Below are 23,635 nucleotides of genomic sequence, written 5' to 3'. Positions count from 1 at the left end.
ACTGCCATGCAACGTCCATTCGTCATTCTCGCCCACGTCGCTCACCCCGCAATTACTGAAGGGTTTCTGCCCGCTGCGCTCAGGCGCGGTTTGAAGGTCCTGATCATTACCGATCATGCCCAGGAACATCGGCGCCTGCTCTCAACCTCGGCAATCACACCGCAGGACCTACAGGTGATCGAGTGCGATGTGTTCAATCCGCTGGCCGTGATCGAGACGCTCAATGGCCTGGGCGTGCAACCCGCTGCAGTGTTTTCCAACAGCGACCACCTGCAGACCGCGACGGCGATCGTGGCTCAGGCGTTTGAATGCGCGGGCAAAGACTGGCAGTTGTGCCACGCGGCAAAGAACAAGGCGGCAATGCGTGAGCGCATGCAACGCCTGGGCTTACCCGGCCCTTGGTTTCAAGTGCTGACAGCCAACGCCCAACTGCCCACTGATGCGCCTTGGCCGGTGGTGGCCAAACCCCGTGAAGGCGTTGCCAGCCTGGACGTGCGGCTCTGCTACAACTCTGCCGAGCTGAAGGCTTTCTGCGAGCAGTTCTGGGAGCAACAACCGGGTCGGGCGCTGCTGCTTGAGGCGTACATGGAAGGTTCGTTGTTCACCCTGGAAACCCTGGGCGACGGGCGAAGTTTTCAAGCCCTCGGCGGGTTTGACGTGACACTCTCGCCGCCGCCCTATTTCGTCGAACTGGCCGCGCGCTGGAACGGCCAGCTCAGCCGCGCCCATCGGGCCGCCGCCCTGGCCCAGGTGGCCGCGTTCGGCATCAACTTCGGCGTCTGCCACAGCGAATTCATTCTGACGGCCGATGGCCCGATGCTGGTGGAGATCAACTATCGCAGCATTGGCGACGGTCGTGAGTTCCTGCTTGATCGGCTGCTGCCACAAGGCTGGTTCGACCGAATCATCGCGCTGCACCTGGGCGAGCCCCTGATGGACGCGCAACCGGCACAGGCAAAAGCAGCGGTTCATTACCTGGTCGCCGATCGCTCTGGACGTCTGGATCAGGCCAGCGCCAGCTTCAATCTGGAACGTGACGGCCACTGGTGGGACTACCGCGCGCTGCACAACGCCGGCGACACCGTCACCATCAGCCACTCCAACAAGGATTACGTCGGCGTGCTGCGCCTGATCGCGCCGGATGACGCAAGCCTGGAAACCCAACTGAATGAGACCCTCAACGACCTGAAATGGGTTGTCGCATGAGCCCGCATCCAGAGCACGCCGATCAGGCGTTCATTACCCGGCGCATCATCGATTGCTGCCTGCGCGAAGACATCCGGGGGATCATCAGCAAAGGACAGCTCTGCCCGCTGCCCGAGCACCTGAAGCCGTTGTCACCCGGTCGGCCGCCCGCTCACTGGCTGCGCATTACCCATTTGGGCGTCGATGAGTTGTGGTTGCCCGTGACCAAGGCGTATCCGCTGCAAGACTGGACCGGCACCGGTGACACCTGGATCAAGGTATCGCTAGAAGGCCAAGCTCAAGTCGAGCGAGGTTATCGCCTTTGGCTGGAGCACCTGAGCCATGGCCTGGACGAAGAAAGCCTGGGCCTGTTCGCGGCGTACCGGAAAGAAGCCGACTGCGCCACCGAACACCGGACCCTGTGCAACCAAGCGTATCGTGAACACTGCGCGGCGCTGGCCGATGTGCCGAACCTTGCGCACTGGTCGCAACGGTTGCTGAAAATCGATCAATTGGCGAGTTATCTCGATCATCCTTTCTACCCGACGGCGCGGGCGAAAAGCGGCTTCGACGCCATAGCGCTTAAAAGCTACGCACCAGAGTTTGCGCCCCGTTTCGAACTCAACTGGCTGGCGATTCCCAAGCACGCCCTGACCCTGACCAACCCGCAGCCATCGCACTGGCCGGAGTTCGAAGACGTAGGCTTGTTGCCGACGCTGCAAACCAGCCACTCATTAATGCCCGTACACCCACTGACCTGGAGCGCTCTTGCGCAATACGGGCTACCCGACGGCACGCTGAAGGCGCCACACACCGCCATGCTTGTGGAGCCGACACTGTCAGTGCGCACGGTGGTTTGCAGCGATCACCCGCAGTGGCACATCAAGCTGCCATTGCTGGTCAGCACGTTGGGCGCGCGCAATTTGCGGCTGATCAAACCGAGCACGCTGTATGACGGGCACTGGTTCCAGACCACCCTTCAAACCCTGGCAGAGCGCGACCCGGAGTTGGGCAAACGCTACGTGCACGTCGATGAAAAACACGGCGGGCATGCCGCAGACAGTCGTCACTTGGCGTACATCGTACGGCGCTACCCGGCCAGTCTGGAGAACATCACGCTGGTGCCCGTCGCAGCGCTGGCCAGCCCGCTCGCCGATGGCCGCTTGCTCGTGGAGCAACTGGTGGAGCACTTCTATGGGGCGTCACTGCAAAGCTGGCTCGACGACTATCTTGATGTGCTGCTGCAGACTCATCTTCGGCTGTGGCTGCGCTACGGCATTGCGCTGGAGGCCAATCAGCAGAACGCCGTATTGATGTTCGAGCAAGGCCAGCCTATGCGCTTGTTGATGAAGGACAACGATGCGGCCCGCCTGTGGCCGCAGCGTTTCGCTCAGGCCTGCCCCGATCTCGCCGATTTGCCGATGGCGTTGCACGACGAGCGCATTCGCGTGGACAGCAGCCAGCCGCTGGCCGAGATGTTCTGCACGATCACCTTGCAGCTGAACATCGTGGCGATTCTGGAGGCGATCGCCGCTGCCGGTCTGGCGTCGAAAACCGATCTGTACCGCACGCTGCGCCAGCGATTCAACAGTTGCCTCCTGCAACTGGAAGCCGCAGGCATCGACTGCGACGATGCTCGTCGTTGGTTGCTGGACACCCCGAAACTGCCCGTCAAATACTTGCTCAGCGCTGGCAGCCTGTTCAGCAAAGTGCATTCCGGTGCCAGCGATATCAATAAGTTCTACGGCTACAGCGCGGCGAACTTTCTGCTGGAGGACGCACCATGCAGCGGCGTCTGATCACCAGCGTTTTGCTGGGGCATTACCTGTCGGCGTTCACGGCGCTGGGTATCCCCATTTACCTGCCGCGCATCCTGGCCGATCTGGCGCCTGGCACACCTGGCTGGGCCATCGGCGTGCTGTTTGTGCTGCCGACCTTGTGTACCGCACTGGCCGCGCCGATCTGGGGTAGGTGGGCGGATCGTAACGGTTGTCGTTTGTCGTTGCTGCGTGCTCACGCGGGTCTGTTCGCAGGTTTCCTGCTGGCAGGGTTCAGCCCCAATCTGACAGTGTTCATTGTGGCGTTGATCATTCAGGGCACGTTCGGCGGTGCGATGGCGGCGTCCAACGCCTATCTGTCAACCCAGCTCAAGGACGGTGATCTGTCTCGCGCCCTTAACTGGACACAGTATTCGGCGCGATTGGCAATGATCAGCGGACCGATTTTGCTCGGTCTGCTGACCTCACATGGCCTGGGCTTGAGCTTGTACAGCTACCTGGCGTGGCTGCCGCTCCTGGCCTTCGTGTTGATTCTGGCGCTACCGGATGACACGCCGAAACACGCCCTGAATGGCAAGAAAGCCGCAGCCCTCGGCGAGCTTCCCCAGGACATGCCGCGGCTCTTGGCGGTGCAGTTTCTGTTCAGCTTTTCGATGGTCGTGACCTTCCCCTACTTCGTGCCCTTCGGCGAACACCTGGGTATCGCCAACGACACGCTGATTGGCCTGCTCTACAGCCTGCCGCATCTGGTTTATCTGCTCGCACTGCCCTGGGTTCAAAAGCATCAGGGCAACCTGCTGCTGCCGGGGCTTGCGCTGCTGGCGATCAGTAACGGGCTGCAGTTCTGGGGTGCCCAGGCCGACTCGCTGTTCGTTCTGCGCCTGCTCAGCGGCGCGGGCATGTTGCTGGGCTTTGTCGGGCTGCACCGCTGCCTGAGCCAACGCAGTCGCCGTGGCAGTTCCGGCCGGATGTTCGGCTGGTTCGACTCCAGCGGCAAATGGGCTGGCACCGCTGCCGGTGTCAGCGCCGCGCTGGTCAGCCAGACCTGCGGCATCGCCTCACCTTTCCTCGTTGCGTGCCTTGCAGCCACGGCAGCCCTGCTGCTGGCGCGCCCTCTGTTGATCACTGCCCGGGAGATTCCAGCATGACACTCACGCTCAATGCCCTGTCACTGCAAGACCACGCACTGGATGGCGAAGCCCAGCGCCACGCCATCGAATGCCTGCTCAATTGTTACCTGCGCGAGTACGCACTGCCCCGCAACGAAGCCAGCCTGGACGATCAGACGCCAGACCTGCCGATGAGCCTGCGACAAGCCCACGGTCGCTGCATGAGTATTCGGCTGCCGGGCGGTCGGCTGGTGGTGCGCATCGACCGCGCCAGTCTGCTGGGCCGCTGCCACTACATCAGCGCGCCTTATTTCAAAGGCAACAATCAGAGCTGGCGCCCACTGGATGCGCAAGAACTGGCACGTCTGTTGTGCACGCCACTGAGCGGCGCCGAGCGCGTAGGTGAAATGCTGGACCAAGTCGCCAACAGCCTGCACATCACCCGGACTTTTTTGCGCCATGCTCGTTCGGCTAACGAATCCACCGACAGCCTGCTGTCCTCCGAGCAACATCAATTGTGGGGGCATGCCCTGCATCCGACGCCCAAATCGCGGGAGGGCATTTCCCAGGAAGATCTGCTGGCCTGCTCGCCGGAGGTCGGTGCGCGTTTTCAGTTGCACTGGTTCAAGGTCGATCCGACGGTGATTCGTCATCAGGGCGAAGATCCTCGCGCGGCCTTGCGTCAGCTTTCAGGACGCGATGATGCTTATCCGTGCCACCCGTGGGAGGTTGCTCGCGTGCTCGCTGATCCACTGGTGCGCCGCGCGCAGGAACAAGGGCTGATCGAGTACCTCGGTTCGTTGGGCCAGCCGATGTATCCCACGTCTTCGGTGCGCACGCTGTACCACCCGCAGCTTGCGTATTTCATGAAATTCTCCATGCACGTGCGGCTGACCAATTGCGTACGCAAAAACGCCTGGTATGAACTGGACAGCGCGGTGGCCCTCACCCGTCTGCTCGCGCCGATCATGACCGAGCTTGAAACCCAACAACCGGGCTTCAGATTAATGGCCGAACCCAGCGCCACCAGCCTGGACCTCAGCGCGCTCGGTACGCTGGACGAGGCGCGGGAAGTGACCGAGTGTTTCGGCATCGTGTATCGGGCAAACCTGTCCGTCGCCGACCGCGAGCGATATCAGCCGCAGGTCGCCATGGCATTGTTCACCTGGGATCAGCAGGGCCAAAGCGTGTGCGGTCGACACGTCCAGCGTTACGCAGACAACGCGGAGCTGAGTATCGAGCAGGCCACGCTGAACTGGCTGGACGCTTACGCCGCTCAAATGCTCGGCGGCGTGCTGTATTGCCTGTTCCGCCAGGGCGTGGTGCTGGAGCCGCATTTGCAGAACACGGTGATCGGTTTCGCTGAAGACGGGCTACCCACCCACGTCTGGATTCGGGATCTGGAGGGCACCAAGCTGGTCCCGGAAATCTGGCCCGCCACACGCTTGATCGCGCTGGATGAACGCACCCGTCGCTCGGTGTACTACAGCGCTGACAAGGCTTGGCAGCGAGTGGGCTACTGCGCATTGGTGAACAATCTGGGCGAGGCCATCTTCCATCTGGCCAACGGCAGCGCCTCGCTGGAACGACAGCTATGGGCGCGCATTGCTGTGCTGTTGCAGGCGCAAGCTATCCGTCTCGGCCAACCGTCAGAACTGCGTGAGCTATGCGCTGGCGCACCGTTTCCGAGCAAGGAAAACTTCATGACGCGACTGATGAAACGCGCCGACCGCGACGCCGGTTATACCTCCCTGCCCAGCCCGTTGGTGGTCCCTGCAGCGAGGGTGCACGCATGAACCTGCCTGCCTCGGTCACGCAACGCCTCGAACAACTCAAAGCGCAGCAGCAAACGCCACTTTGCGCCTACCTCTACGACCTGCCCGCCCTTGAGCAGCACATCAAATCGATGCGTCAGGTGCTGCCTGCAAACTGCGAATTGTTCTACGCCGCCAAGGCCAACCCGGAAGCCCCGGTGCTGAAAACCCTGGCGCCGTGGGTCGACGGTTTCGAAGCCGCATCCGGCGGTGAACTCAAGTGGCTGCACGATCAATGCCCGGACCAGCCACTGATCTTCGGTGGCCCCGGCAAACTCGACCACGAGCTTGAGGTCGCCATGGCATATCGGATTTCGGCTTTCCATGTAGAAAGCGTGAACGAACTGCGAAGCCTGGCCCGTATTGCCAGCGAACGCGGGGTGCGGGCGCCAGTGATGCTGCGGCTCAATCTCAAGCTGGCGCAGGTGCCGCAAAGCCGGCTGGTGATGGGCGGCAAACCCACGCCGTTCGGCCTGGATGAAGACGGCCTGGCCAGCGCGCTGAAGGTCCTGCGCGAAGAACCGTCCCTGGAGCTCAAGGGGCTGCACTTTCATTTGCTGTCTCATCAGCTGGATGTCGAGGCGCACCTTGAGTTGATTCGCAGCTACTTCCTGACCTTCCGCCACCTGTGCGCTGATCACGACCTGCATCTGCCGGTGCTGAATGTCGGCGGGGGGATGGGCATCCACTATCAGGACGTGACGCAGTCTTTCGATTGGCCGAGGTTTTGTCAGGGTCTCGACGAACTGATCGACGAATACGGGATGGGTGCAACCCGCGTGCGCTTCGAGATCGGGCGGTTTATCAGCGCGGCGTGTGGCTATTACGTTATGCAGGTGCTGGACATCAAGAGCAGCCACGGTGAGTTCTTCGCGATCGGGCGCGGGGGGACGCATCATTTCCGCACACCCGCCGCGCAAGGCCACGATCATCCGTTCACCGTGGTGCGCGGCACCAGTGCGGCGCAGATCAGCGATCAACGGGTCACGCTGGTTGGGCAGTTATGTACGCCCAAAGACGTGCTGGCCCGCCAACAACCGGTGGCGCAGTTGGCCATAGGTGATCTGCTGGTGTTCACCCTCGCGGGCGCCTACGCCTGGAACATTTCGCACCAGAACTTCTTGATGCACGAGCCGCCGTTGAAGGTGTTTATCGAGAGCTGAGCAAACGTTCTCCCATCCCTATCGGTGTGTCAGGCACGCCACCGCCTCTGTAGGAGCCAACTTGTTGGCGAGCCAGACGACGCGGTGCGTCATGCCAGCCGTCTCGCGAACAAGTTCGCTCCTACAGGGACTCACAAACAAAAACGCCCCGACTTAAGGTCGGGGCGTTTTGTCTTGCGTGTTACTTCACATCAATGCGACACCGCACCACTGGCACCCAGGCCGGTTTGCGAGCGAACGAACTGCGGGAAGAACAAGGCACGTTCGCCCTCGGCCGCTTTCGACTTGTCGGTGATCGAGAAGAACCAGATACCGATAAATGCGATAGCGATGGAGAACAGCGCCGGGTACTCGTACGGGAAGATCGCCTTCTCGTGATGCAGAATCTGCACCCAGATGGTTGGGCCAAGGATCATCAGCACAACAGCGCTGATCAAGCCCATCCAGCCGCCGATCATGGCGCCGCGGGTGGTCAGGTTTTTCCAGTACATCGAGAGCAACAACACAGGGAAGTTGCAGCTCGCCGCGATGGAGAACGCCAGGCCGACCATGAACGCGATGTTCTGACTTTCAAAAGCGATGCCCAGAAGGATCGCCACGACAGCCAAGGCAACGGTGGTGTATTTCGACACGCGGATTTCGTCTTTCTCGTTGGCTTTGCCTTTCTTGATGACGCTGGCATACAGGTCATGGGACACCGCCGATGCACCGGCCAGAGTCAGACCGGCAACTACCGCCAGGATGGTCGCGAACGCGACCGCCGAGATGAAGCCCAGGAACAGACTGCCACCGACCGCATCGGCCAAGTGAACCGCTGCCATGTTATTGCCGCCGAGCAATGCGCCCGCCGCGTCTTTGAACGCAGGGTTAGTGCTGACCAGCAAGATCGCGCCGAAACCGATGATGAAGGTCAGGATGTAGAAGTAGCCGATGAAGCCAGTGGCGTAGAGCACCGACTTGCGAGCTTCTTTTGCATCACTCACGGTGAAGAAGCGCATCAGGATGTGCGGCAGGCCAGCAGTACCGAACATCAGAGCCAGACCCAGCGAGAAGGCAGAGATCGGATCTTTCACCAGACCGCCAGGGCTCATGATCGCTTCACCTTTTGGGTGAACCTTGATCGCTTCGGAGAACAGTGTGTTGAAGTCGAAGTTGACGTGCTTCATGACCATCAGCGCCATGAACGACGCGCCGGACAGCAGCATCACCGCCTTGATGATTTGTACCCATGTGGTGGCCAGCATGCCGCCGAACAACACATACAGGCACATCAGGATACCGACGAGTACGACGGCGACTGCGTAGTCCAGACCGAACAGCAACTGAATCAGTTTGCCGGCCCCGACCATTTGCGCAATCAGGTAGAACGCCACCACCACCAGCGAGCCGCAGGCGGACAAGGTACGGATTTCCTTCTGCTTGAGGCGATAGGACGCCACGTCAGCGAAGGTATACTTGCCCAGGTTACGCAGGCGCTCGGCAATCAGGAACAGAATGATCGGCCAGCCGACCAAAAAGCCGATGGAGTAGATCAGGCCGTCGTAGCCGGAGGTGTAGACCAGCGCGGAAATACCCAGGAAGGACGCCGCCGACATGTAGTCACCGGCGATGGCCAGACCGTTCTGGAAACCAGTGATCTTGCCGCCTGCCGAGTAGTAGTCCGATGCGGTCTTGTTCTTCTTCGATGCCCAGTACGTGATACACAGGGTGAAGGCGACGAACACAACGAACATGATGATTGCCGAGATGTTCAGCGGTTGTTTCTGCACAGCGCCCGTGAGCGCCTCTGCCGCCCAAAGGGTCGGCGCGAAAGCAGCAAGGCCAAGGGCCGCGGATAGGCGCCGGATCATTGCTGTGCCTCCTTCAGGATCGCGTTGTTCAGGTCATCGAATTCACCGTTGGCACGGCGCACATAGATGGCTGTCAGGATGAACGCGGAAAGGATCAATCCCACGCCGATCGGCATGCCCCAGGTGATAGTCGATGTAGGGCTGAGTTTTGCGCCCAATATATGAGGCCCATACGCAATCAAAAGGATGAATGCGGCGTAAAGCCCAAGCATGATCGCCGAGAGAATCCAGGCGAACTTTTCTCGCTTCGACACCAGCTCCTTGAAACGCGGGCTGTTTTGAATCGAGAGGTAAATGCTGTCGTTCATTGTTTTTGTCCTCGCAGCACAGATGAGATGTCACGTATTGCACTTTAGTCCGCTCTGGGCCGCACTCCAGACGACCTTAGTATTAGAACGACATTAGTCGTAGATCCAGACTTACGCATTTATTGAAGTAATCGTTGCAGGAGCGCGCTTACCCGCGAATCCGTCGTATCTGGTACATCATCGTCGCCCGACACACTGCTATGGCGGGCAAGCGCGCTCCTACGGGATTTGCGCCGGCAAAAAAAAACCGCCCGGTCGTGAGACGGGGCGGTTTGGGTAGAGCGGGTGCTTAAAGCAGCTTACTTACCGGTCCACGCTTTGACGCGATCCGGGTTTTTCGCAATCCAGGCCTTTGCAGCGGCTTCAGGCTTGGCGCCGTCCTGGATGGCGAGCATAACTTCGCCGATTTCATCCTTGGAACTCCACTGGAACTTCTTCAGGAAGTCCACGACGTCAGGGGCTTTCTTGGCGAGCTCCTGGCTACCAATGCTGTCCACGGTTTCAGCGGCACCGTAAACGCCTTTTGGATCTTCAAGGAATTTCAGTTTCCACTTGGCAAACATCCAGTGCGGCACCCAACCGGTGACGGCGATGGATTCTTTCTTGTTATAAGCGCGGGTCAGCTCGGCAATCATGCCAGCGCCAGAACTTGCCTGAAGCTTGTAACCGTCCAGACCGTAATCCTTGATTGCCTGATCGGTCTTGATCATCACGCCTGAACCGGCATCGATCCCGACGATCTTCTTCTTGAAGGACTCGTCGGTCTTGAGGTCTTCCAGAGAATTGGCTTTCACGTACTCAGGCACGATCAGACCGATTTTTGCGTCCTTGAAGTTCGGACCGTAGTCGACCACCTTGTCTTTGTTCTTGGCCCAGTATTCGCCGTGGGTGACGGGCAACCACGCCGAAAGAATCATGTCCAGTTTGCCGGTGGCAACGCCTTGCCACATGATCCCGGCGGCGACTGCTTGCAGCTTGACGGGATAACCCAGTTTTTCCTTGATCACTTCAGCAGCGACGTTAGTGGTCGCGACACTGTCGGACCAGCCGTCAACGTAGCCGATACTCAGCTCCGGTTTTGTGTCAGCAAGGGCCAGCGTGGAACTGATGGCAAGGGCCAGAACGGCACCCGCACCCAGGATTTTGCGCATCTTCATCATTACTTCCCCGGTAGTTCTGAACCCGAAAGTCGGGCGTCGTTAACGTTCTTTTTTGGCTGCGACTTGCGCCCACTTCTGGCGCGTCACGCGCCTTCAACGCTTCAACTGCTTGCCCGTGCGATGAACTTCATCGCGCTGACGCCTTGATCATCAACCTGCACCGGCCCACTGCCTTTCCTGTCAGCGACACTCATCCATCGGGAAACGACATCACTGAGCCATCAACGACAATCAGGTCGTAAAACAGCCTGAGGCCGAACGGAAATTGCATGGGAAACGAAGGCGGGCCATCTGTAGGAGCGCGCTTGCCCGCGAAAACATCGGTTCTGACGACAGATTTCCTTCGTCTGGAAGATTCTTCGCGGGCAAGCGCGCTCCTACAGCACGATGTGGCCAGTGCTAATATGCCGCTTCCTGCACCACTTCGGCCCGATCATGCCTGCCACCTTCCGCTCACCTGTCGCCCTCTATCTGCTTGCCTGTCTGATCGCCCTTCTCGCCTTGTGCGGTTATTGGTATGCCTGGGGCAAACCGGTGGTTTTGCCGGACGCAGCGACGCCGACGCACAAGCTGCAATGCGCGTCCTATACCCCATTCGATAAAGATCAATCCCCGTTCGATCAACCGTTCAAGCTGCGGCCCGAGCGCATGGACGCAGACCTCGCTCTGCTCGCCACGCGTTTTGAATGCATCCGCACCTATTCAATGACCGGGCTGGAAGCGATACCGGCCCTGGCGCGCAAGCACGGCTTGAAGGTAATGCTCGGCGCTTGGGTCAATAGCAACCCGGTCGACACCGCCAAGGAAGTCAGCGCGCTGATCGAGCAGGCCAACGCCAACCCGGATGTTGTCACCGCGGTGATCGTCGGTAACGAAGCGCTGTTACGCAAAGAGCTCACAGGCGCTCAACTGGCGACACTGATCCGTCAGGTAAAAGCGCAAGTGAAGCAGCCCGTGACCTACGCCGACGTCTGGGAATACTGGCTGCAATACCCGGAAGTCGCGCCGGCCGTAGATTTCCTGACGATCCATCTGTTGCCGTATTGGGAGGATGACCCCAAAGGTATCGACGACGCCCTGGCCCATGTCGCGCAGATACGGCAAACGTTCGGCACCCGTTTCGCGGGCAAGGACATTCTGATCGGCGAAACAGGCTGGCCCAGCGAAGGCCGTCAGCGCGAAACCGCCCTGCCAAGCCGCGTCAACGAAGCCAAGTTCATCCGCAGCTTTGTCGCCATGGCTGAACAACACGGCTGGCACTACAACTTGATTGAAGCTTTCGACCAACCTTGGAAACGTTCGGCGGAAGGCGCAGTGGGCGGCTACTGGGGCCTGTTCGATGCCGATCGCCAGGACAAAGGCGTGCTGGCCGGTTCCGTGTCTAATCTGCCGTACTGGCCGTTCTGGCTGGCGGTCAGCGGCGTCATCATGGTGCTGACGCTGCTTTTCGCCGGACGGGTCGATCGACCGCGCAGTGCGTTGCTCCTTCCTTTAATGGCCGCGATCGGGGCGTGCTGCATCGGGACCTGGGGTGAGTTGGCGCGTGTGACCAGCCGTTTTGCTGGCGAGTACATATGGGCGGTTTTACTGGTCGCGCTTAATGTGGTGGCCATGGCACACGCTGCGCTGTGTTTGTCTGCGCGCAGCGGCTGGCGACGCAAGGCCTACAACTGGCTTGAAGCGCGCGCTGGCTGGTGGCTGTGCGCGGCGGGTTTCGCAGCGGCGGTGATGATGCTGGCCATGGTTTTCGATCCGCGCTATCGCAGCTTCCCGACCGCCACCCTGTTACTGCCAGCGTTGGTCTACCTGTGGCGCCCGGTTGCCGCACCGCGCCGCGAGATTACGCTGCTGGCCTGCATCATCGCGCTGGGCATCGTCCCGCAGCTGATACGCGAAGGCATGGCCAACCCGCAGGCCTGGGGCTGGGCCTTGGTTAGCGTGCTGATGACTCTGGCGCTCTGGCGCAGTTTGCAGGTCACCGCAGCGGTGCCAGTCTCGGCGACGGCGCGTGCCGAATTCACGCCTGTGTAACCGCATGTGCGTAACGGCGGATACATTGTGTTACCGCTTTGCGGTGTGAGACCGCGGGAGCGGGTAACACGGAAACAAAAAACCGTCTTCGACCCGCTGAGAATTTTTGCGATATCGCCAACTGCTTGATTTAAAAGGTTTTGAAAAAGTTGGCACGCACCCTGCTATATCTTCTGCATAACAAGAATAAAAAGCGGCAACCCAATAAAAATAAGATGAATCGGCTCTGACATAACAAGAACAACGGCACAGAGACGCAGCTAACAGATTTTTTTGGAGTGGATGTGCTTTACCGGGGGTTGACCCCGCAACCGGACAGAGAACAATAAAACTACCTTCAGGTAGCGTCCCGAACTGGTTGGATCGATTGATCAAAAGTAAGTCAGCGCTCAAAAAAATACGTTTGCTCTTGTATCCCGTATGGGGATCACTGAAGAAGCAGTAAAGGGACTGGTCGCCAAAAACAATAACAGGCCGCCCTAAAACAATAAAAAAAGAGCACGTGCAACGATTTAAAGGGGAGCCTCGGCTCCCCTTTATGCTGTCTGGGGTTTGGGGGTGCTTCTGCCCGAAGGGCGTAGGAGTCCGGCTTGCCGACGATGGGTTGCGAAGCGACCCTAAAACCTTAACTACCTGTTTTCATCTCCCATATTGCATTCGCAGGTTTTGCTGCCGCTTCGCGACAGATCGCGAGCAAGCTACGCTCCTACGCCCTCCGGGCAGAAGCAACTTTATTCCCGCACCAGCCGCAGCCCCGCAATCACCACCGCGAACACCGCCAGACTCGCCGTGTACAGCACCAGCGCCAGTATCCCCAGCAGCAGCGCGATAAAAGCCAGCACACGCCCCGGCAGACGGGGAATCACGAACGCCACCACCGATGCAATCAACGCGGCCCACCCAAACACCTGAAAGTGAATCAGCAGCCCCAGGTTGGCGCGCACCTGACATTCCCATTTCAGCGCTTCTTCGCTACAAACCCCTACCCATTGCACGTCTTCCATCAACCCATAGCGCAGTCCATAACTGATAGCCAGCCAGGCAGCCAAGGCAACAAACAGTAAAACGAGCGGCAGACGACGAGACACAGATAACTCCAGAAAGATGGAAAGCAGCCGACAGCATATATTGAGCCGGGAAAATGCAGAATCGGATAAGTTTTAGAGCACAAGGGTGCACGCCAAAAGCATCAGAACGTGTATTGTCCCGATTGCTTCATATATCTGTCTTGCCAGAGCGGCACTTTGGCACTACACCCGTGTCATAGCCTGCGGTATTCCAACAGCACTTCTTTCCCAAGGGATTTAGTCATGCTTCGTTTTCTACGCTTCGCCGCCGTGATGGGCGGCCTCTTTTTGAGTGCGTCCGTGATGGCGGTCGATGTCGACCCGTCCAGTTATGGCTTTCCTTTGACCAACCCGTTCGAAGCGACTATCGCCACGACCCCGCCTGATCTGCGCAGCAAAGTGCCAGATGACGCAGACATTGATCAGGACGATTACAGCCTCACCCTGCGCCCGGAACGCGAGTTCACACTGCCGGATAACTTCTGGGCCGTGAAAAAACTGCGCTACCGCCTGGCGAAACAAGACCACGCTGCCCCGCTGATCTTTTTGATCGCAGGCACCGGCGCTCCTTACAACAGCACGCTCAATGAATTCCTGAAGCAGCTCTATTACGGCGCGGGCTACCACGTCGTGCAGTTGTCTTCGCCGACCAGCTACGACTTCATGAGCGCCGCCTCGCGTTTCGCAACTCCAGGCGTGACCAAGGAAGACGCCGAAGACCTGTATCGCGTGATGCAGGCCGTCCGCGCACAGCAGAGCAAATTGCAGATCACCGACTATTACCTGACCGGTTATAGCCTGGGCGCGCTGGATGCGGCCTTCGTCAGCCACCTGGACGAAACCCGCCGCAGCTTCAATTTCAAGAAAGTGCTGCTGATCAACCCGCCGGTCAACCTGTACACCTCGATCAGCAACCTCGACAAAATGGTCCAGACCGACGTCAAGGGCATCAATAACAGCACTACGTTCTACGAACTGGTACTGGCCAAGCTGACCCGTTACTTCCGCCAGAAAGGCTACATCGACCTCAACGACGCGCTGCTGTACGACTTCCAACAGTCCAAGCAGCATTTGTCCAACGAGCAGATGGCGATGCTGATCGGCACCTCGTTCCGCTTCTCGGCAGCTGACATTGCGTTTACTTCGGACCTGATCAACCGTCGCGGGCTGATTACACCGCCCAAGACCCCGATCACCGAAGGCACCAGCCTGACGCCGTTCCTCAAACGCGCGCTGCAATGCGACTTCGACTGCTACGTGACCGAACAAGTGATCCCGATGTGGCGCGCCCGCACCGACGGTGGCAGCCTGCTGCAACTGGTCGATCAGGTGAGCCTTTACGCCCTGAAGGATTACCTGAGCACCAGCAAGAAGATTGCGGTCATGCACAACGCCGATGACGTGATCCTCGGCCCTGGCGACCTCGGTTTCCTGCGCAAGACCTTTGGCGATCGCCTGACCGTTTATCCGTACGGCGGTCATTGCGGCAACCTGAACTACCGCGTCAACTCCGACGCCATGCTGGAGTTTTTCCGTGGCTAAACGTCTGCTTCTCCTCGCTACCCTGCTGTGTGCAGGCATGGTTCACGCGGCCGACGCGCCGATCGTTTCTAAGGCGACGCCGGTCAGTCGCAACGACACCCCCGATGGTTTTACCGAGCCGTTGAAGTCGTTGAAATTCAACCCGGGCCTGGATCAACGGGAATTCGAACGCGCCACGCTCAACGCGTTGAACGTGTACGACCCGCTGGAATCCTGGAACCGTCGGGTTTATCACTTCAACTATCGCTTCGATGAGTGGGTATTTCTGCCGGTCGTAGACGGTTACAAGTACATCACCCCAAGCTTCCTGCGCACCGGCGTCAGCAATTTCTTCAGCAACCTGGGTGACATTCCCAATCTGGTGAACAGCCTGCTGCAGTTCAAAGGCAAGCGCTCGATGGAAACCACCGGTCGTCTGTTGGTGAATACCACCATCGGCATCGCCGGCCTGTGGGACCCCGCGACCATGATGGGCCTGCCACGTCAGAGCGAAGACTTCGGTCAGACGCTGGGCTTCTATGGCGTGCCAGCCGGTCCGTACTTCGTGCTGCCGATCCTTGGGCCTTCGAACTTCCGTGACACAGGAGGCCTGGTGTTCGACTTTACGGCCGAATCGCAGATCAATTTCCTGAACGTCTCGCAGGTCAGCGAAGACCATCCGGAAATCTACCTGCTGCGCGCGATCGATCGCCGCTACACCACCAGCTTCCGCTACGGCCAGATGAACTCGCCGTTTGAGTACGAGAAAGTGCGTTACGTCTACACCGAAGCACGCAAGTTGCAGATTTCCGAGTAAGGGAATCGCTTCAAAAAAACGGCCACTGGAGCGATCCAGTTGGCCGTTTTTTTAAGCATGAATATTCATTGATTGTGACGGCCTCTTCGCGGACAGGTCCGCTCCCACGGGATTGCACGATTCATGTGGGAGCGGGCCTGTCCGCGAAAGCGTCGTTGAAAACAACATCGAATTGCCCGATCAATCCCCCGCAAAAAACCCACCCATTGATCGCCTGAACAGGCATAGCATAGACACCATTGAAACCCTGTTCAGGAGTTGCCTTTCCATGACTCAACTACGCAAAGTGCTGTCAATCCAGACCGGCCAGGCTACATCCGATGGCGCTGGCGTGCAGCTGACCCGCGTGTTTGGCGGGCCTGGCGTCGAGCAGTTCGATCCGTTTCTGATGCTCGACGAGTTCGGTTCCGACAAGCCCGAGGACTACATCGCAGGCTTCCCGGCACACCCCCATCGCGGTTTTGAAACCGTGACCTACATGCTCGAAGGCCGCATGCGCCACGAAGACCACATGGGTAACGTCGGTTTGCTGCAAGGCGGTGGCGTGCAGTGGATGACCGCGGCACGCGGCGTGATCCACAGCGAAATGCCGGAGCAGGAAGAAGGCACCATGCGCGGCTTCCAGCTGTGGCTGAACCTGCCGGGCAAAACCAAACTGAGCGATCCGGGTTACGACGATATCCAGCCGGAGCGCATTCCACGTCTCACCACACAAGGGGGCGTCGGGGTGGTGGTCATCGCCGGGCAATTCGACGACGGACAGGTTCAGCAAGCAGGCGCCGTGCAGCGTCCGGACACCGAACCTCAATACTTCGACTTCCACATGCCAGCAGGCAGCGCCATCACCCCGAAAGTGCCTGACGGGCATCGAGTGCTGCTGTACGTGTACGAAGGCGAGCTGGAAGTGGCCGGCCAGCCGCAGAAACTCGGGACGAAACGAATGGCGCGGTTGTCAGAAAGTGGCGAAGTGCAGTTGCGCAGCGAATCAGGCGCGCGGGTCTTGCTGATCGCCGGTAAGCCGCTGGGCGAGCCGATCGTGCAGTACGGTCCGTTTGTAATGAACACCCGCGAAGAAATCGAACAGGCGCTGCGCGATTTTCGGGATGATCGGCTGACCGCCTGATTTCCACGCTCCTGTAGGAGCCAACTTGTTGGCGAGGCAGGAATCTGGTGTATCAGGCAAAACGCCTCGCGAATAAATTCGCTCCTACAGAGCTTCCTCAGCCGCGCTTCGGGTAAAGCTTCGGCTCGCCCGGTGGCCTGCTTTTGAAACGACGGTGCGCCCATAGATACTGCTCCGGGCACGCCGTCACAGCCTTTTCGACCCACTGATTGATGCGCAGGCAATCGACTTCATCACTTTCGCCGGGGAAATCCTGCATCGGTGGATGAATCACCAGCCGATAACCACTGCCATCGGCCAGACGCTCTTGAGTGAACGGCACCACCAATGCGCGGCCCAGTTTGGCGAACTTGCTGGTGGCGGTCACTGTGGCCGCTTGAATGCCGAACAGCGGCACGAACACACTTTGCTTGGCGCCGTAGTCCTGATCTGGCGCGTACCAGATGCCGCGACCGGCGCGCAGCAATTTGAGCATCCCGCGCACGTCTTCGCGCTCCACCGCCAGCGAATCGAGGTTGTGCCGCTCGCGGCCTCGACGCTGGATGAAGTCAAAAAGCGGATTTCGGTGTTCGCGGTACATGCCGTCGATGGTGTGTTGCTGACCCAGCAACGCGGCGCCGATTTCTAAGGTGGTGAAGTGCAGCGCCATGAGAATCACGCCCTGCCCGTTCGCATGCGCCTGCTTGAGGTGCTCGGTGCCTTCGATGTGCGCCAGGCGCGCCAATCGCTCCCGAGACCACCACCAGCTCATGGCCATCTCGAAAAACGCGATGCCGGTGGAAGCAAAATTTTCCTTCAGCAGGCGTTTGCGCTCAGCCTTCGTCAGGTTCGGAAAACACAGCTCAAGGTTACGCGCGGCAATCACTCGACGGTCGGTCGCAAAGCGGTACATCAGCGCGCCGATTCCACGGCCTAAAACCAGCAGAACACGAAACGGTAATTGCACGGTCAGCCAGAGCAGGCCCAGCCCCAGCCATAGTGGCCAGAAGCGCGGGTGAAGGAAATAAGCTCGAAAACGCGGGCGATTCATTACAGCTTCCGTCAGGACAAAGGCGGGCATTCTACATCGTTATGGCTGACGGGTTGCGCAAGAAGGATAGTGGCTCGCTTGCGACTCGCGGGCGTTCTCGTTATAAGTCTCGGCACTTTTAGCGACAAGCCGCTTTATGCCGACATGAGCCAAATCGAATCGCAAGACCAGGATCACGTATTCCAGCTCAAGGGCAGCATGCTTGCCATCACTGTGCTGGAGCTGGCGCGCAACAATCTTGAAGCGCTGGACCGCCAGTTGGCGGCAAAGGTCGCCCAAGCGCCAAACTTCTTCAGCAACACGCCATTGGTGCTGGCGCTGGACAAGCTGCCGGCCAACGAAGGCGCGATTGATCTTCCGGCGCTGATGCGCGTGTGTCGCCAGCATGGTCTGCGCACGCTGGCCATTCGCGCCAACCGCATCGAAGACATCGCGGCTGCCATCGCCATCGACTTGCCCGTACTGCCGCCGTCAGGTGCCCGTGAACGACCACTTGAAATCGAAAGCGAAGTAAAGAAAAAACCGGTCATCATCGAAAAGCCGCCTGAGCCGTTGATCAAACCGACCAAAATCATTACCGCCCCTGTACGTGGCGGGCAGCAGATTTACGCCCAAGGCTCAGACTTGGTGGTGATTTCGTCGGTGAGCCCGGGTGCGGAACTTCTCGCCGACGGCAACATCCATGTCTATGGCCCTATGCGGGGCCGGGCATTGGCAGGCATCAAAGGCGACACCAAAGCACGGATTTTCTGCCAGCAGATGGTCGCTGAACTGGTTTCCATCGCCGGCCAATACAAGGTTTCCGAAGACCTGCGCAGAGATCCTCTGTGGGGTGCCGGGGTACAGGTCAGTCTGTCCGGCGACGTGTTGAACATCACCCGTCTTTAACGGATACTGCGCCATTTTCAAAGCCACTCTGATTCGTCGCGAAAACGCTGCAAAGGGAAGGAAATCGAGGAAATTCGTTTATTTTCTCGAAACTTGGGCCAAATAAAAGCTCACGTCTGCACTCTTGCTCGACTAACGCTGCGTCATGAGGGGCTCTTCAGGAACACATGGTTCCTTTTCCTCTAGGGGTGATACACCTTGGCCAAGATTCTCGTGGTTACATCCGGCAAGGGTGGTGTGGGCAAGACCACCACCAGCGCCGCCATCGGTACCGGTCTCGCACTGCGCGGCCACAAAACAGTCATCGTCGACTTCGACGTCGGTCTGCGTAACCTCGACCTGATCATGGGTTGTGAACGCCGCGTCGTGTATGACTTCGTTAACGTAGTCAACGGCGAAGCGAATCTGCAACAGGCACTGATCAAAGACAAAAAGATCGAAGGCCTGTATGTACTGGCTGCCAGCCAGACCCGCGACAAAGACGCGCTGACCAAAGAAGGCGTCGAAAAAGTCCTGATGGAACTCAAGGAAACCTTCGAGTACGTCGTCTGCGACTCCCCGGCCGGTATCGAAACGGGCGCTCACCTGGCGATGTACTTCGCCGACGAAGCCATCGTTGTAACCAACCCTGAAGTGTCGTCGGTGCGTGACTCCGACCGCATGTTGGGCCTGCTGGCCAGCAAATCCCGTCGCGCCGAGCGTGGCGAAGACCCGATCAAAGAACACCTGCTGCTGACTCGCTACAACCCTGAGCGTGTGAGCAAAGGCGAGATGCTGGGCGTCGAAGACGTCAAGGAAATCCTCGCGGTAACATTGCTGGGCGTGATTCCGGAATCCCAGGCGGTGCTCAAGGCTTCCAACCAGGGCGTACCAGTGATCCTCGATGATCAAAGCGACGCAGGCCAGGCCTACAGCGATGCAGTTGATCGCTTGCTGGGCAAGGAAAAAGAGCATCGTTTCCTGGACGTACAGAAAAAAGGATTTTTCGAACGCCTGTTCGGGGGTAATTAATGAATATTTTTGACTTCTTTCGTGCCAGCAAAAAGGTAAGTACCGCGTCGGTCGCGAAAGAGCGTCTACAGATCATCGTGGCGCACGAACGCGGCCAACGCAGCACGCCGGATTACCTGCCCGCTCTGCAAAAAGAGCTGGTTGAAGTGATCCGTAAATACGTCAACATCGAGAACGATCAAGTACACGTCGCCCTGGAAAACCAAGGCAGCTGTTCGATTCTTGAGCTCAACATCACCCTGCCAGATCGTTGATCCGGCGGTGGCCCGCGGCGGTATCCAGCGTGACTCGGTTCAGAGTCGCGCCGGGTACCGCCGTTGGCGTTTCTAGCGTTCACGCTTTGAGGCCGTTACATGCCGTTGTCGAACATCCGCATCATTCATCAGGACGAAGCCGTTCTGGTCGTCGATAAACCTACGCTGCTGCTGTCTGTTCCTGGTCGTGCCGACGATAACAAGGACTGTCTGATTACCCGTCTGCAGGAAAACGGCTACCCCGAAGCGCGGATCGTTCATCGGCTGGATTGGGAAACCTCGGGCATTATTTTGTTGGCTCGCGATCCGGACACCCATCGCGAGCTGTCGCGGCAGTTTCATGATCGCGAAACTGAAAAGGCCTACACCGCGCTGTGTTGGGGGCAACCGGTGCTGGACAGCGGCAGCATTGATCTGCCTTTGCGCTACGACCCACCGACCAAACCGCGGCATGTGGTAGATCATGAGTTCGGCAAGCATGCGCTGACGTTCTGGAAAGTGCTGGAGCGATACGACACCCATTGCCGGGTGGAGCTGACGCCGATTACCGGGCGCTCGCATCAGTTGCGAGTGCATATGCTTTCAATCGGTCACCCATTGTTGGGCGATGGTTTGTATGCGCATCCCGAGGCGCTGGCGGCGTATCCGCGGTTGTGTCTGCATGCGGCGATGTTGAGCTTTACCCATCCGGTTTCAGGCGAGCGCCTTCGATTCGAGTGCCCAGCGCCGTTTTAACCGGTCGTCGTTACGCGGTCCCCTGTAGGAGCTGACGAGCAACGCGAGGCTGCGATGCGGTGTGTCTGTTGTACCGGGATCGTGTGTATATCCGTTATCGTGGGTGCCGCTTATATCGGTTCCGCCGCTGCGGGTGACGCGGTCCCCTGTAGGAGCTGACGAGCAACGCGAGGCTGCGATGCGGTGTAGCTGACACGCCTTAGATTGTGTGGATATCCGTTATCGTGGGTGCCGCTTATATTGGTTCCGCCCTTACGGCGGGTCACTTTCGAAAAGCGCGAAAGTAACCAAAGCGCTTTCGCTCCCGTGTCCGGCCCTCCTTCGTCGGGTTCCCTCGCTCCGGCATTGCTCCGGGGACACGCCGCCATCGGCCATCCATGGCCGGGGGCGGCTAGCGCGGCATCCATGCCGCGCTGTCCCCTACGCAACGCCTGCGCTCGGCCTTCCAAAGTCGCACTTTGTAGCGCTCACAAAATCTCGGCACGACAGGGGAAAAAACGAAAAACGAAAAACGAAGGGCGACAAGCGCGAGGCGCGCTTCGCTTCGCCTTTGATCTTAATCCACGCCAGTCCAGACACCGCAAAACGCGACTTGGGTGCAGGCCGAACGCAGGCGACGCGGAGTGGGCAGCGCGGCATGGATGCCGCGTTAGCCGCCCCCGGCCATGGATGGCCGATGGCGGCGTGCCCACGGAGCGTCGCCGGAGTGAGGGAACCCGACGAAGGAGGGCCAAACCGGGCGCAAGAGCGCTTTGGTTACTTTCGCGCTTCTCGAAAGTGACCCGCCGTAAGGGCGGAACCATAACCACAGCCACACAAATAACGGATATACACACCATCCCGGTACACCCGATCCACCGCATCGCAGCCTCCCGCTGGTCGTCAGCTCCTACAAGGGGACTGCGTGAACCGCTGCCGCTGCCGGATATACACACAATCGCAGTACACCAAACCCACCGCATCGCGACCGTCGTAACCTCCGATTGCTCCTACAGGGACCGCGTGATCGACCTCCATCCTCCTTCACCCCACTCGCTCCAACCGGCATTGGCCTGTAAACTCGCGCCCATTGCTGTCTGGAGTAACTTATGCGCGAAGAGTTGAACCAAGGCCTGATCGATTTCCTCAAGGCCTCTCCCACCCCCTTTCATGCCACCGCCAGTCTTGTACAACGCCTCGAAGGCGCAGGTTTCCAGCGTCTGGACGAGCGTGAAACCTGGACCACTGAAGCCGGCGGCCGCTATTACGTCACCCGTAACGACTCCTCCATTGTCGCCTTCAAACTGGGCCGTCTTTCAGCCCTGAGCGGCGGCATTCGTCTGGTCGGCGCCCACACCGACAGCCCATGCCTGCGGGTCAAGCCGCAACCGGAACTGCAACGCCAGGGTTTCTGGCAGCTGGGGGTCGAAGTCTACGGCGGCGCCCTGCTCGCCCCCTGGTTCGACCGCGACCTGTCACTGGCCGGGCGCGTCACCTTCCGCCGTGATGGCAAGGTCGAAAGCCAGCTGATCGATTTCAAACTGCCCATCGCGGTGATCCCGAACCTGGCAATTCACCTCAATCGCACGGCCAACGAAGGCTGGGCGATCAACCCGCAGACCGAACTGCCGCCGATTCTGGCGCAGGTGGCAGGCGACGAGCGTGCTGATTTCCGCGCCCTGCTGACCGATCAACTGGCCCGCGAACATGGCTTGAACGCAGACGTCGTGCTCGATTACGAGCTGAGCTTTTACGACACCCAAAGCGCTGCGGTTGTGGGTCTGAACGGCGATTTCATTGCTGGCGCGCGCCTGGACAACCTGCTGTCGTGCTTCGCCGGGCTGCAAGCGTTGCTCAATGCCGACACCGAAGAAACCTGTCTGCTGGTCTGTACTGACCACGAAGAAGTTGGCTCGTCCTCGGCGTGTGGCGCTGATGGCCCGATGTTGGAACAAATCCTTCAGCGTCTGCTGCCCGAAGGTGACGACTACGTACGCACCATCCAGAAATCACTGCTGGTTTCGGCAGACAACGCCCATGGCGTGCACCCCAACTACGCCGACAAGCACGACGGCAATCACGGCCCCAAGCTCAACGCCGGTCCCGTGATCAAGGTCAACAGCAACCAGCGTTACGCCACCAACAGCGAAACCGCCGGGTTCTTCCGCCATCTGTGCATGGCCGAAGAAGTCCCGGTGCAGAGTTTCGTGGTGCGCAGCGACATGGGCTGTGGCTCGACCATCGGCCCGATCACTGCCAGCCATCTGGGTGTACGCACGGTCGACATTGGCCTGCCGACGTTTGCCATGCACTCGATTCGTGAGCTGGCAGGCAGCCAGGATCTGTCGCATCTGGTGAAGGTGCTGACCGCGTTTTATGCGTGTGTCGAGTTGCCGTAAGGGCCAACGTAATCCCTGTAGGAGCGAACTTGTTCGCGAGGCAGCGTGCCTGATGCGCCGCGTTGTCAGCCTCGCCAACAAGTTGGCTCCTACGGAAGCACCGCCGCAGATGCAAAATCCGACCTAAACTGACAGCACCGCCTCTTACAAAGAGCATGCTGTCATGGACGAATACCTCACTCTGCTGATTCCGGTCGTATTGGGAATGCTGTTGTTGTGTGTCGGCTTCAGCTATCGCGAATACAGCAGCGGGGTCGCCTCGATCACGCTGGGCATGGTGCTGATGCTCGGCACGGCCATGATCAAGATTCTTGCAAAACTGACCTGACATGCCGTACCTCGCTCAACCGCTGGCCAGCCCGCAAAATGACGCTCGCCAAGGCTGTATGTCACTCGTAAACTCTGACGCCTCA

General features: G+C 59.1%; 20 protein-coding genes. 15 read left to right on the top strand and 5 right to left on the bottom strand.

What is annotated here, in order from left to right; translation table 11 throughout:
• Positions 1-6: 6 nt before the first annotated feature.
• The 5 genes from ACWKV9_RS23165 to ACWKV9_RS23145 are packed head-to-tail and all read left to right on the top strand — an operon-like array spanning position 7 to position 7,049.
• Complete coding sequence (locus tag ACWKV9_RS23165) at positions 7-1,206, top strand: ATP-grasp domain-containing protein (protein ID WP_483838436.1); 1,200 nt, start codon at positions 7-9, stop codon at positions 1,204-1,206.
• Positions 1,203-2,984: an IucA/IucC family protein gene (locus tag ACWKV9_RS23160; protein WP_483838435.1), complete on the top strand. Its 1,782-nt coding sequence runs from the start codon at positions 1,203-1,205 to the stop codon at positions 2,982-2,984. Before ACWKV9_RS23165 ends, ACWKV9_RS23160 begins: the two co-directional genes overlap by 4 nt.
• A complete protein-coding gene (locus ACWKV9_RS23155) occupies positions 2,969-4,111 on the top strand; it encodes an MFS transporter (RefSeq protein WP_483838434.1) in 1,143 nt (380 codons plus the stop codon). Before ACWKV9_RS23160 ends, ACWKV9_RS23155 begins: the two co-directional genes overlap by 16 nt.
• A complete protein-coding gene (locus ACWKV9_RS23150) occupies positions 4,108-5,868 on the top strand; it encodes an IucA/IucC family protein (RefSeq protein WP_483838433.1) in 1,761 nt (586 codons plus the stop codon). The genes ACWKV9_RS23155 and ACWKV9_RS23150 overlap by 4 nt, the downstream gene beginning before the upstream one ends.
• On the top strand, positions 5,865-7,049 hold the full coding sequence (locus tag ACWKV9_RS23145) for a type III PLP-dependent enzyme (RefSeq protein WP_483838432.1): 1,185 nt from the start codon (positions 5,865-5,867) through the stop codon (positions 7,047-7,049). The genes ACWKV9_RS23150 and ACWKV9_RS23145 overlap by 4 nt, the downstream gene beginning before the upstream one ends.
• 191 nt (positions 7,050-7,240) lie before the next feature.
• Here the strand turns inward: ACWKV9_RS23145 and ACWKV9_RS23140 are convergent, their stop codons facing one another.
• The 3 genes from ACWKV9_RS23140 to ACWKV9_RS23130 form a co-directional block, all read right to left on the bottom strand.
• Positions 7,241-8,899: a cation acetate symporter gene (locus tag ACWKV9_RS23140; RefSeq protein ID WP_483838431.1), complete on the bottom strand. Its 1,659-nt coding sequence runs from the start codon at positions 8,897-8,899 to the stop codon at positions 7,241-7,243.
• Complete coding sequence (locus ACWKV9_RS23135; protein WP_483838430.1) at positions 8,896-9,207, bottom strand: DUF485 domain-containing protein; 312 nt, start codon at positions 9,205-9,207, stop codon at positions 8,896-8,898. Before ACWKV9_RS23135 ends, ACWKV9_RS23140 begins: the two co-directional genes overlap by 4 nt.
• A gap of 299 nt (positions 9,208-9,506) precedes the next feature.
• Positions 9,507-10,364 carry a glycine betaine ABC transporter substrate-binding protein gene (locus ACWKV9_RS23130; protein WP_483838429.1) on the bottom strand — a complete coding sequence of 286 codons (858 nt, stop codon included), beginning with the start codon at positions 10,362-10,364 and terminating at the stop codon, positions 9,507-9,509.
• A gap of 438 nt (positions 10,365-10,802) precedes the next feature.
• Here ACWKV9_RS23130 and ACWKV9_RS23125 point away from each other — a divergent pair, with 438 nt between their 5' ends.
• Positions 10,803-12,398, top strand: a complete 1,596-nt coding sequence (locus ACWKV9_RS23125; protein ID WP_483838428.1) for a glycoside hydrolase family 17 protein — start codon at positions 10,803-10,805, stop codon at positions 12,396-12,398.
• A gap of 731 nt (positions 12,399-13,129) precedes the next feature.
• On the opposite strand, the gene ACWKV9_RS23120 is transcribed toward ACWKV9_RS23125, so the two are convergent.
• Positions 13,130-13,486, bottom strand: a complete 357-nt coding sequence (locus ACWKV9_RS23120) for a hypothetical protein (protein WP_483838427.1) — start codon at positions 13,484-13,486, stop codon at positions 13,130-13,132.
• 222 nt (positions 13,487-13,708) lie between these two features.
• On the opposite strand from ACWKV9_RS23120, the gene ACWKV9_RS23115 reads away from it, so the two are divergent.
• From ACWKV9_RS23115 to ACWKV9_RS23105, 3 genes are all read left to right on the top strand, one after another.
• Entirely contained in the window at positions 13,709-15,007 is a 1,299-nt protein-coding gene (locus ACWKV9_RS23115) for a serine/threonine protein kinase (protein ID WP_483838426.1), read from the top strand.
• Positions 15,000-15,803, top strand: a complete 804-nt coding sequence (locus ACWKV9_RS23110) for an MlaA family lipoprotein (RefSeq protein WP_483838425.1) — start codon at positions 15,000-15,002, stop codon at positions 15,801-15,803. Before ACWKV9_RS23115 ends, ACWKV9_RS23110 begins: the two co-directional genes overlap by 8 nt.
• A 268-nt stretch (positions 15,804-16,071) precedes the next feature.
• Complete coding sequence (locus ACWKV9_RS23105) at positions 16,072-16,926, top strand: pirin family protein (RefSeq protein ID WP_483838424.1); 855 nt, start codon at positions 16,072-16,074, stop codon at positions 16,924-16,926.
• A 97-nt stretch (positions 16,927-17,023) separates the two neighbouring features.
• Here the strand turns inward: ACWKV9_RS23105 and ACWKV9_RS23100 are convergent, their stop codons facing one another.
• Complete coding sequence (locus ACWKV9_RS23100) at positions 17,024-17,956, bottom strand: lipid A biosynthesis lauroyl acyltransferase (protein WP_483838423.1); 933 nt, start codon at positions 17,954-17,956, stop codon at positions 17,024-17,026.
• A 144-nt stretch (positions 17,957-18,100) separates the two neighbouring features.
• Between ACWKV9_RS23100 and minC the strand changes: the two genes are divergently transcribed.
• From minC to ACWKV9_RS23070, 6 genes are all read left to right on the top strand, one after another.
• Entirely contained in the window at positions 18,101-18,844 is a 744-nt protein-coding gene (gene minC, locus ACWKV9_RS23095; protein ID WP_483838422.1) for a septum site-determining protein MinC, read from the top strand.
• A gap of 198 nt (positions 18,845-19,042) precedes the next feature.
• Positions 19,043-19,855, top strand: a complete 813-nt coding sequence (minD, locus tag ACWKV9_RS23090; protein ID WP_237254080.1) for a septum site-determining protein MinD — start codon at positions 19,043-19,045, stop codon at positions 19,853-19,855.
• Entirely contained in the window at positions 19,855-20,109 is a 255-nt protein-coding gene (gene minE, locus ACWKV9_RS23085) for a cell division topological specificity factor MinE (protein ID WP_483838421.1), read from the top strand. Before minD ends, minE begins: the two co-directional genes overlap by 1 nt.
• Before the next feature lie 99 nt (positions 20,110-20,208).
• Positions 20,209-20,844, top strand: a complete 636-nt coding sequence (locus ACWKV9_RS23080; protein ID WP_483838420.1) for an RluA family pseudouridine synthase — start codon at positions 20,209-20,211, stop codon at positions 20,842-20,844.
• Between the two features lie 1,088 nt (positions 20,845-21,932).
• Entirely contained in the window at positions 21,933-23,222 is a 1,290-nt protein-coding gene (locus ACWKV9_RS23075) for a M18 family aminopeptidase (RefSeq protein ID WP_483838419.1), read from the top strand.
• Positions 23,223-23,385: 163 nt separating this feature from the next.
• A complete protein-coding gene (locus ACWKV9_RS23070; protein WP_483838418.1) occupies positions 23,386-23,550 on the top strand; it encodes a hypothetical protein in 165 nt (54 codons plus the stop codon).
• Positions 23,551-23,635 lie beyond the last annotated feature (85 nt).

It is taken from the genome of Pseudomonas corni, from assembly GCF_057128765.1.
This window is presented reverse-complemented; position numbering and strand designations above follow the sequence as displayed.

Coding starts and splice junctions, on each gene's coding strand:
- ACWKV9_RS23070 (WP_483838418.1), top strand. CDS start 23,386: ATGGACGAATACCTCACTCTGCTGATTCCGGTCGTATTGGGAATGCTG.
- ACWKV9_RS23160 (WP_483838435.1), top strand. CDS start 1,203: ATGAGCCCGCATCCAGAGCACGCCGATCAGGCGTTCATTACCCGGCGC.
- ACWKV9_RS23135 (WP_483838430.1), bottom strand. CDS start 9,207: ATGAACGACAGCATTTACCTCTCGATTCAAAACAGCCCGCGTTTCAAG.
- ACWKV9_RS23105 (WP_483838424.1), top strand. CDS start 16,072: ATGACTCAACTACGCAAAGTGCTGTCAATCCAGACCGGCCAGGCTACA.
- minE (WP_483838421.1), top strand. CDS start 19,855: ATGAATATTTTTGACTTCTTTCGTGCCAGCAAAAAGGTAAGTACCGCG.
- ACWKV9_RS23125 (WP_483838428.1), top strand. CDS start 10,803: ATGCCTGCCACCTTCCGCTCACCTGTCGCCCTCTATCTGCTTGCCTGT.
- ACWKV9_RS23165 (WP_483838436.1), top strand. CDS start 7: ATGCAACGTCCATTCGTCATTCTCGCCCACGTCGCTCACCCCGCAATT.
- ACWKV9_RS23075 (WP_483838419.1), top strand. CDS start 21,933: ATGCGCGAAGAGTTGAACCAAGGCCTGATCGATTTCCTCAAGGCCTCT.
- ACWKV9_RS23140 (WP_483838431.1), bottom strand. CDS start 8,899: ATGATCCGGCGCCTATCCGCGGCCCTTGGCCTTGCTGCTTTCGCGCCG.
- ACWKV9_RS23155 (WP_483838434.1), top strand. CDS start 2,969: ATGCAGCGGCGTCTGATCACCAGCGTTTTGCTGGGGCATTACCTGTCG.
- ACWKV9_RS23115 (WP_483838426.1), top strand. CDS start 13,709: ATGCTTCGTTTTCTACGCTTCGCCGCCGTGATGGGCGGCCTCTTTTTG.
- ACWKV9_RS23130 (WP_483838429.1), bottom strand. CDS start 10,364: ATGAAGATGCGCAAAATCCTGGGTGCGGGTGCCGTTCTGGCCCTTGCC.
- ACWKV9_RS23145 (WP_483838432.1), top strand. CDS start 5,865: ATGAACCTGCCTGCCTCGGTCACGCAACGCCTCGAACAACTCAAAGCG.
- ACWKV9_RS23100 (WP_483838423.1), bottom strand. CDS start 17,956: ATGAATCGCCCGCGTTTTCGAGCTTATTTCCTTCACCCGCGCTTCTGG.
- ACWKV9_RS23080 (WP_483838420.1), top strand. CDS start 20,209: ATGCCGTTGTCGAACATCCGCATCATTCATCAGGACGAAGCCGTTCTG.
- ACWKV9_RS23150 (WP_483838433.1), top strand. CDS start 4,108: ATGACACTCACGCTCAATGCCCTGTCACTGCAAGACCACGCACTGGAT.
- minC (WP_483838422.1), top strand. CDS start 18,101: ATGAGCCAAATCGAATCGCAAGACCAGGATCACGTATTCCAGCTCAAG.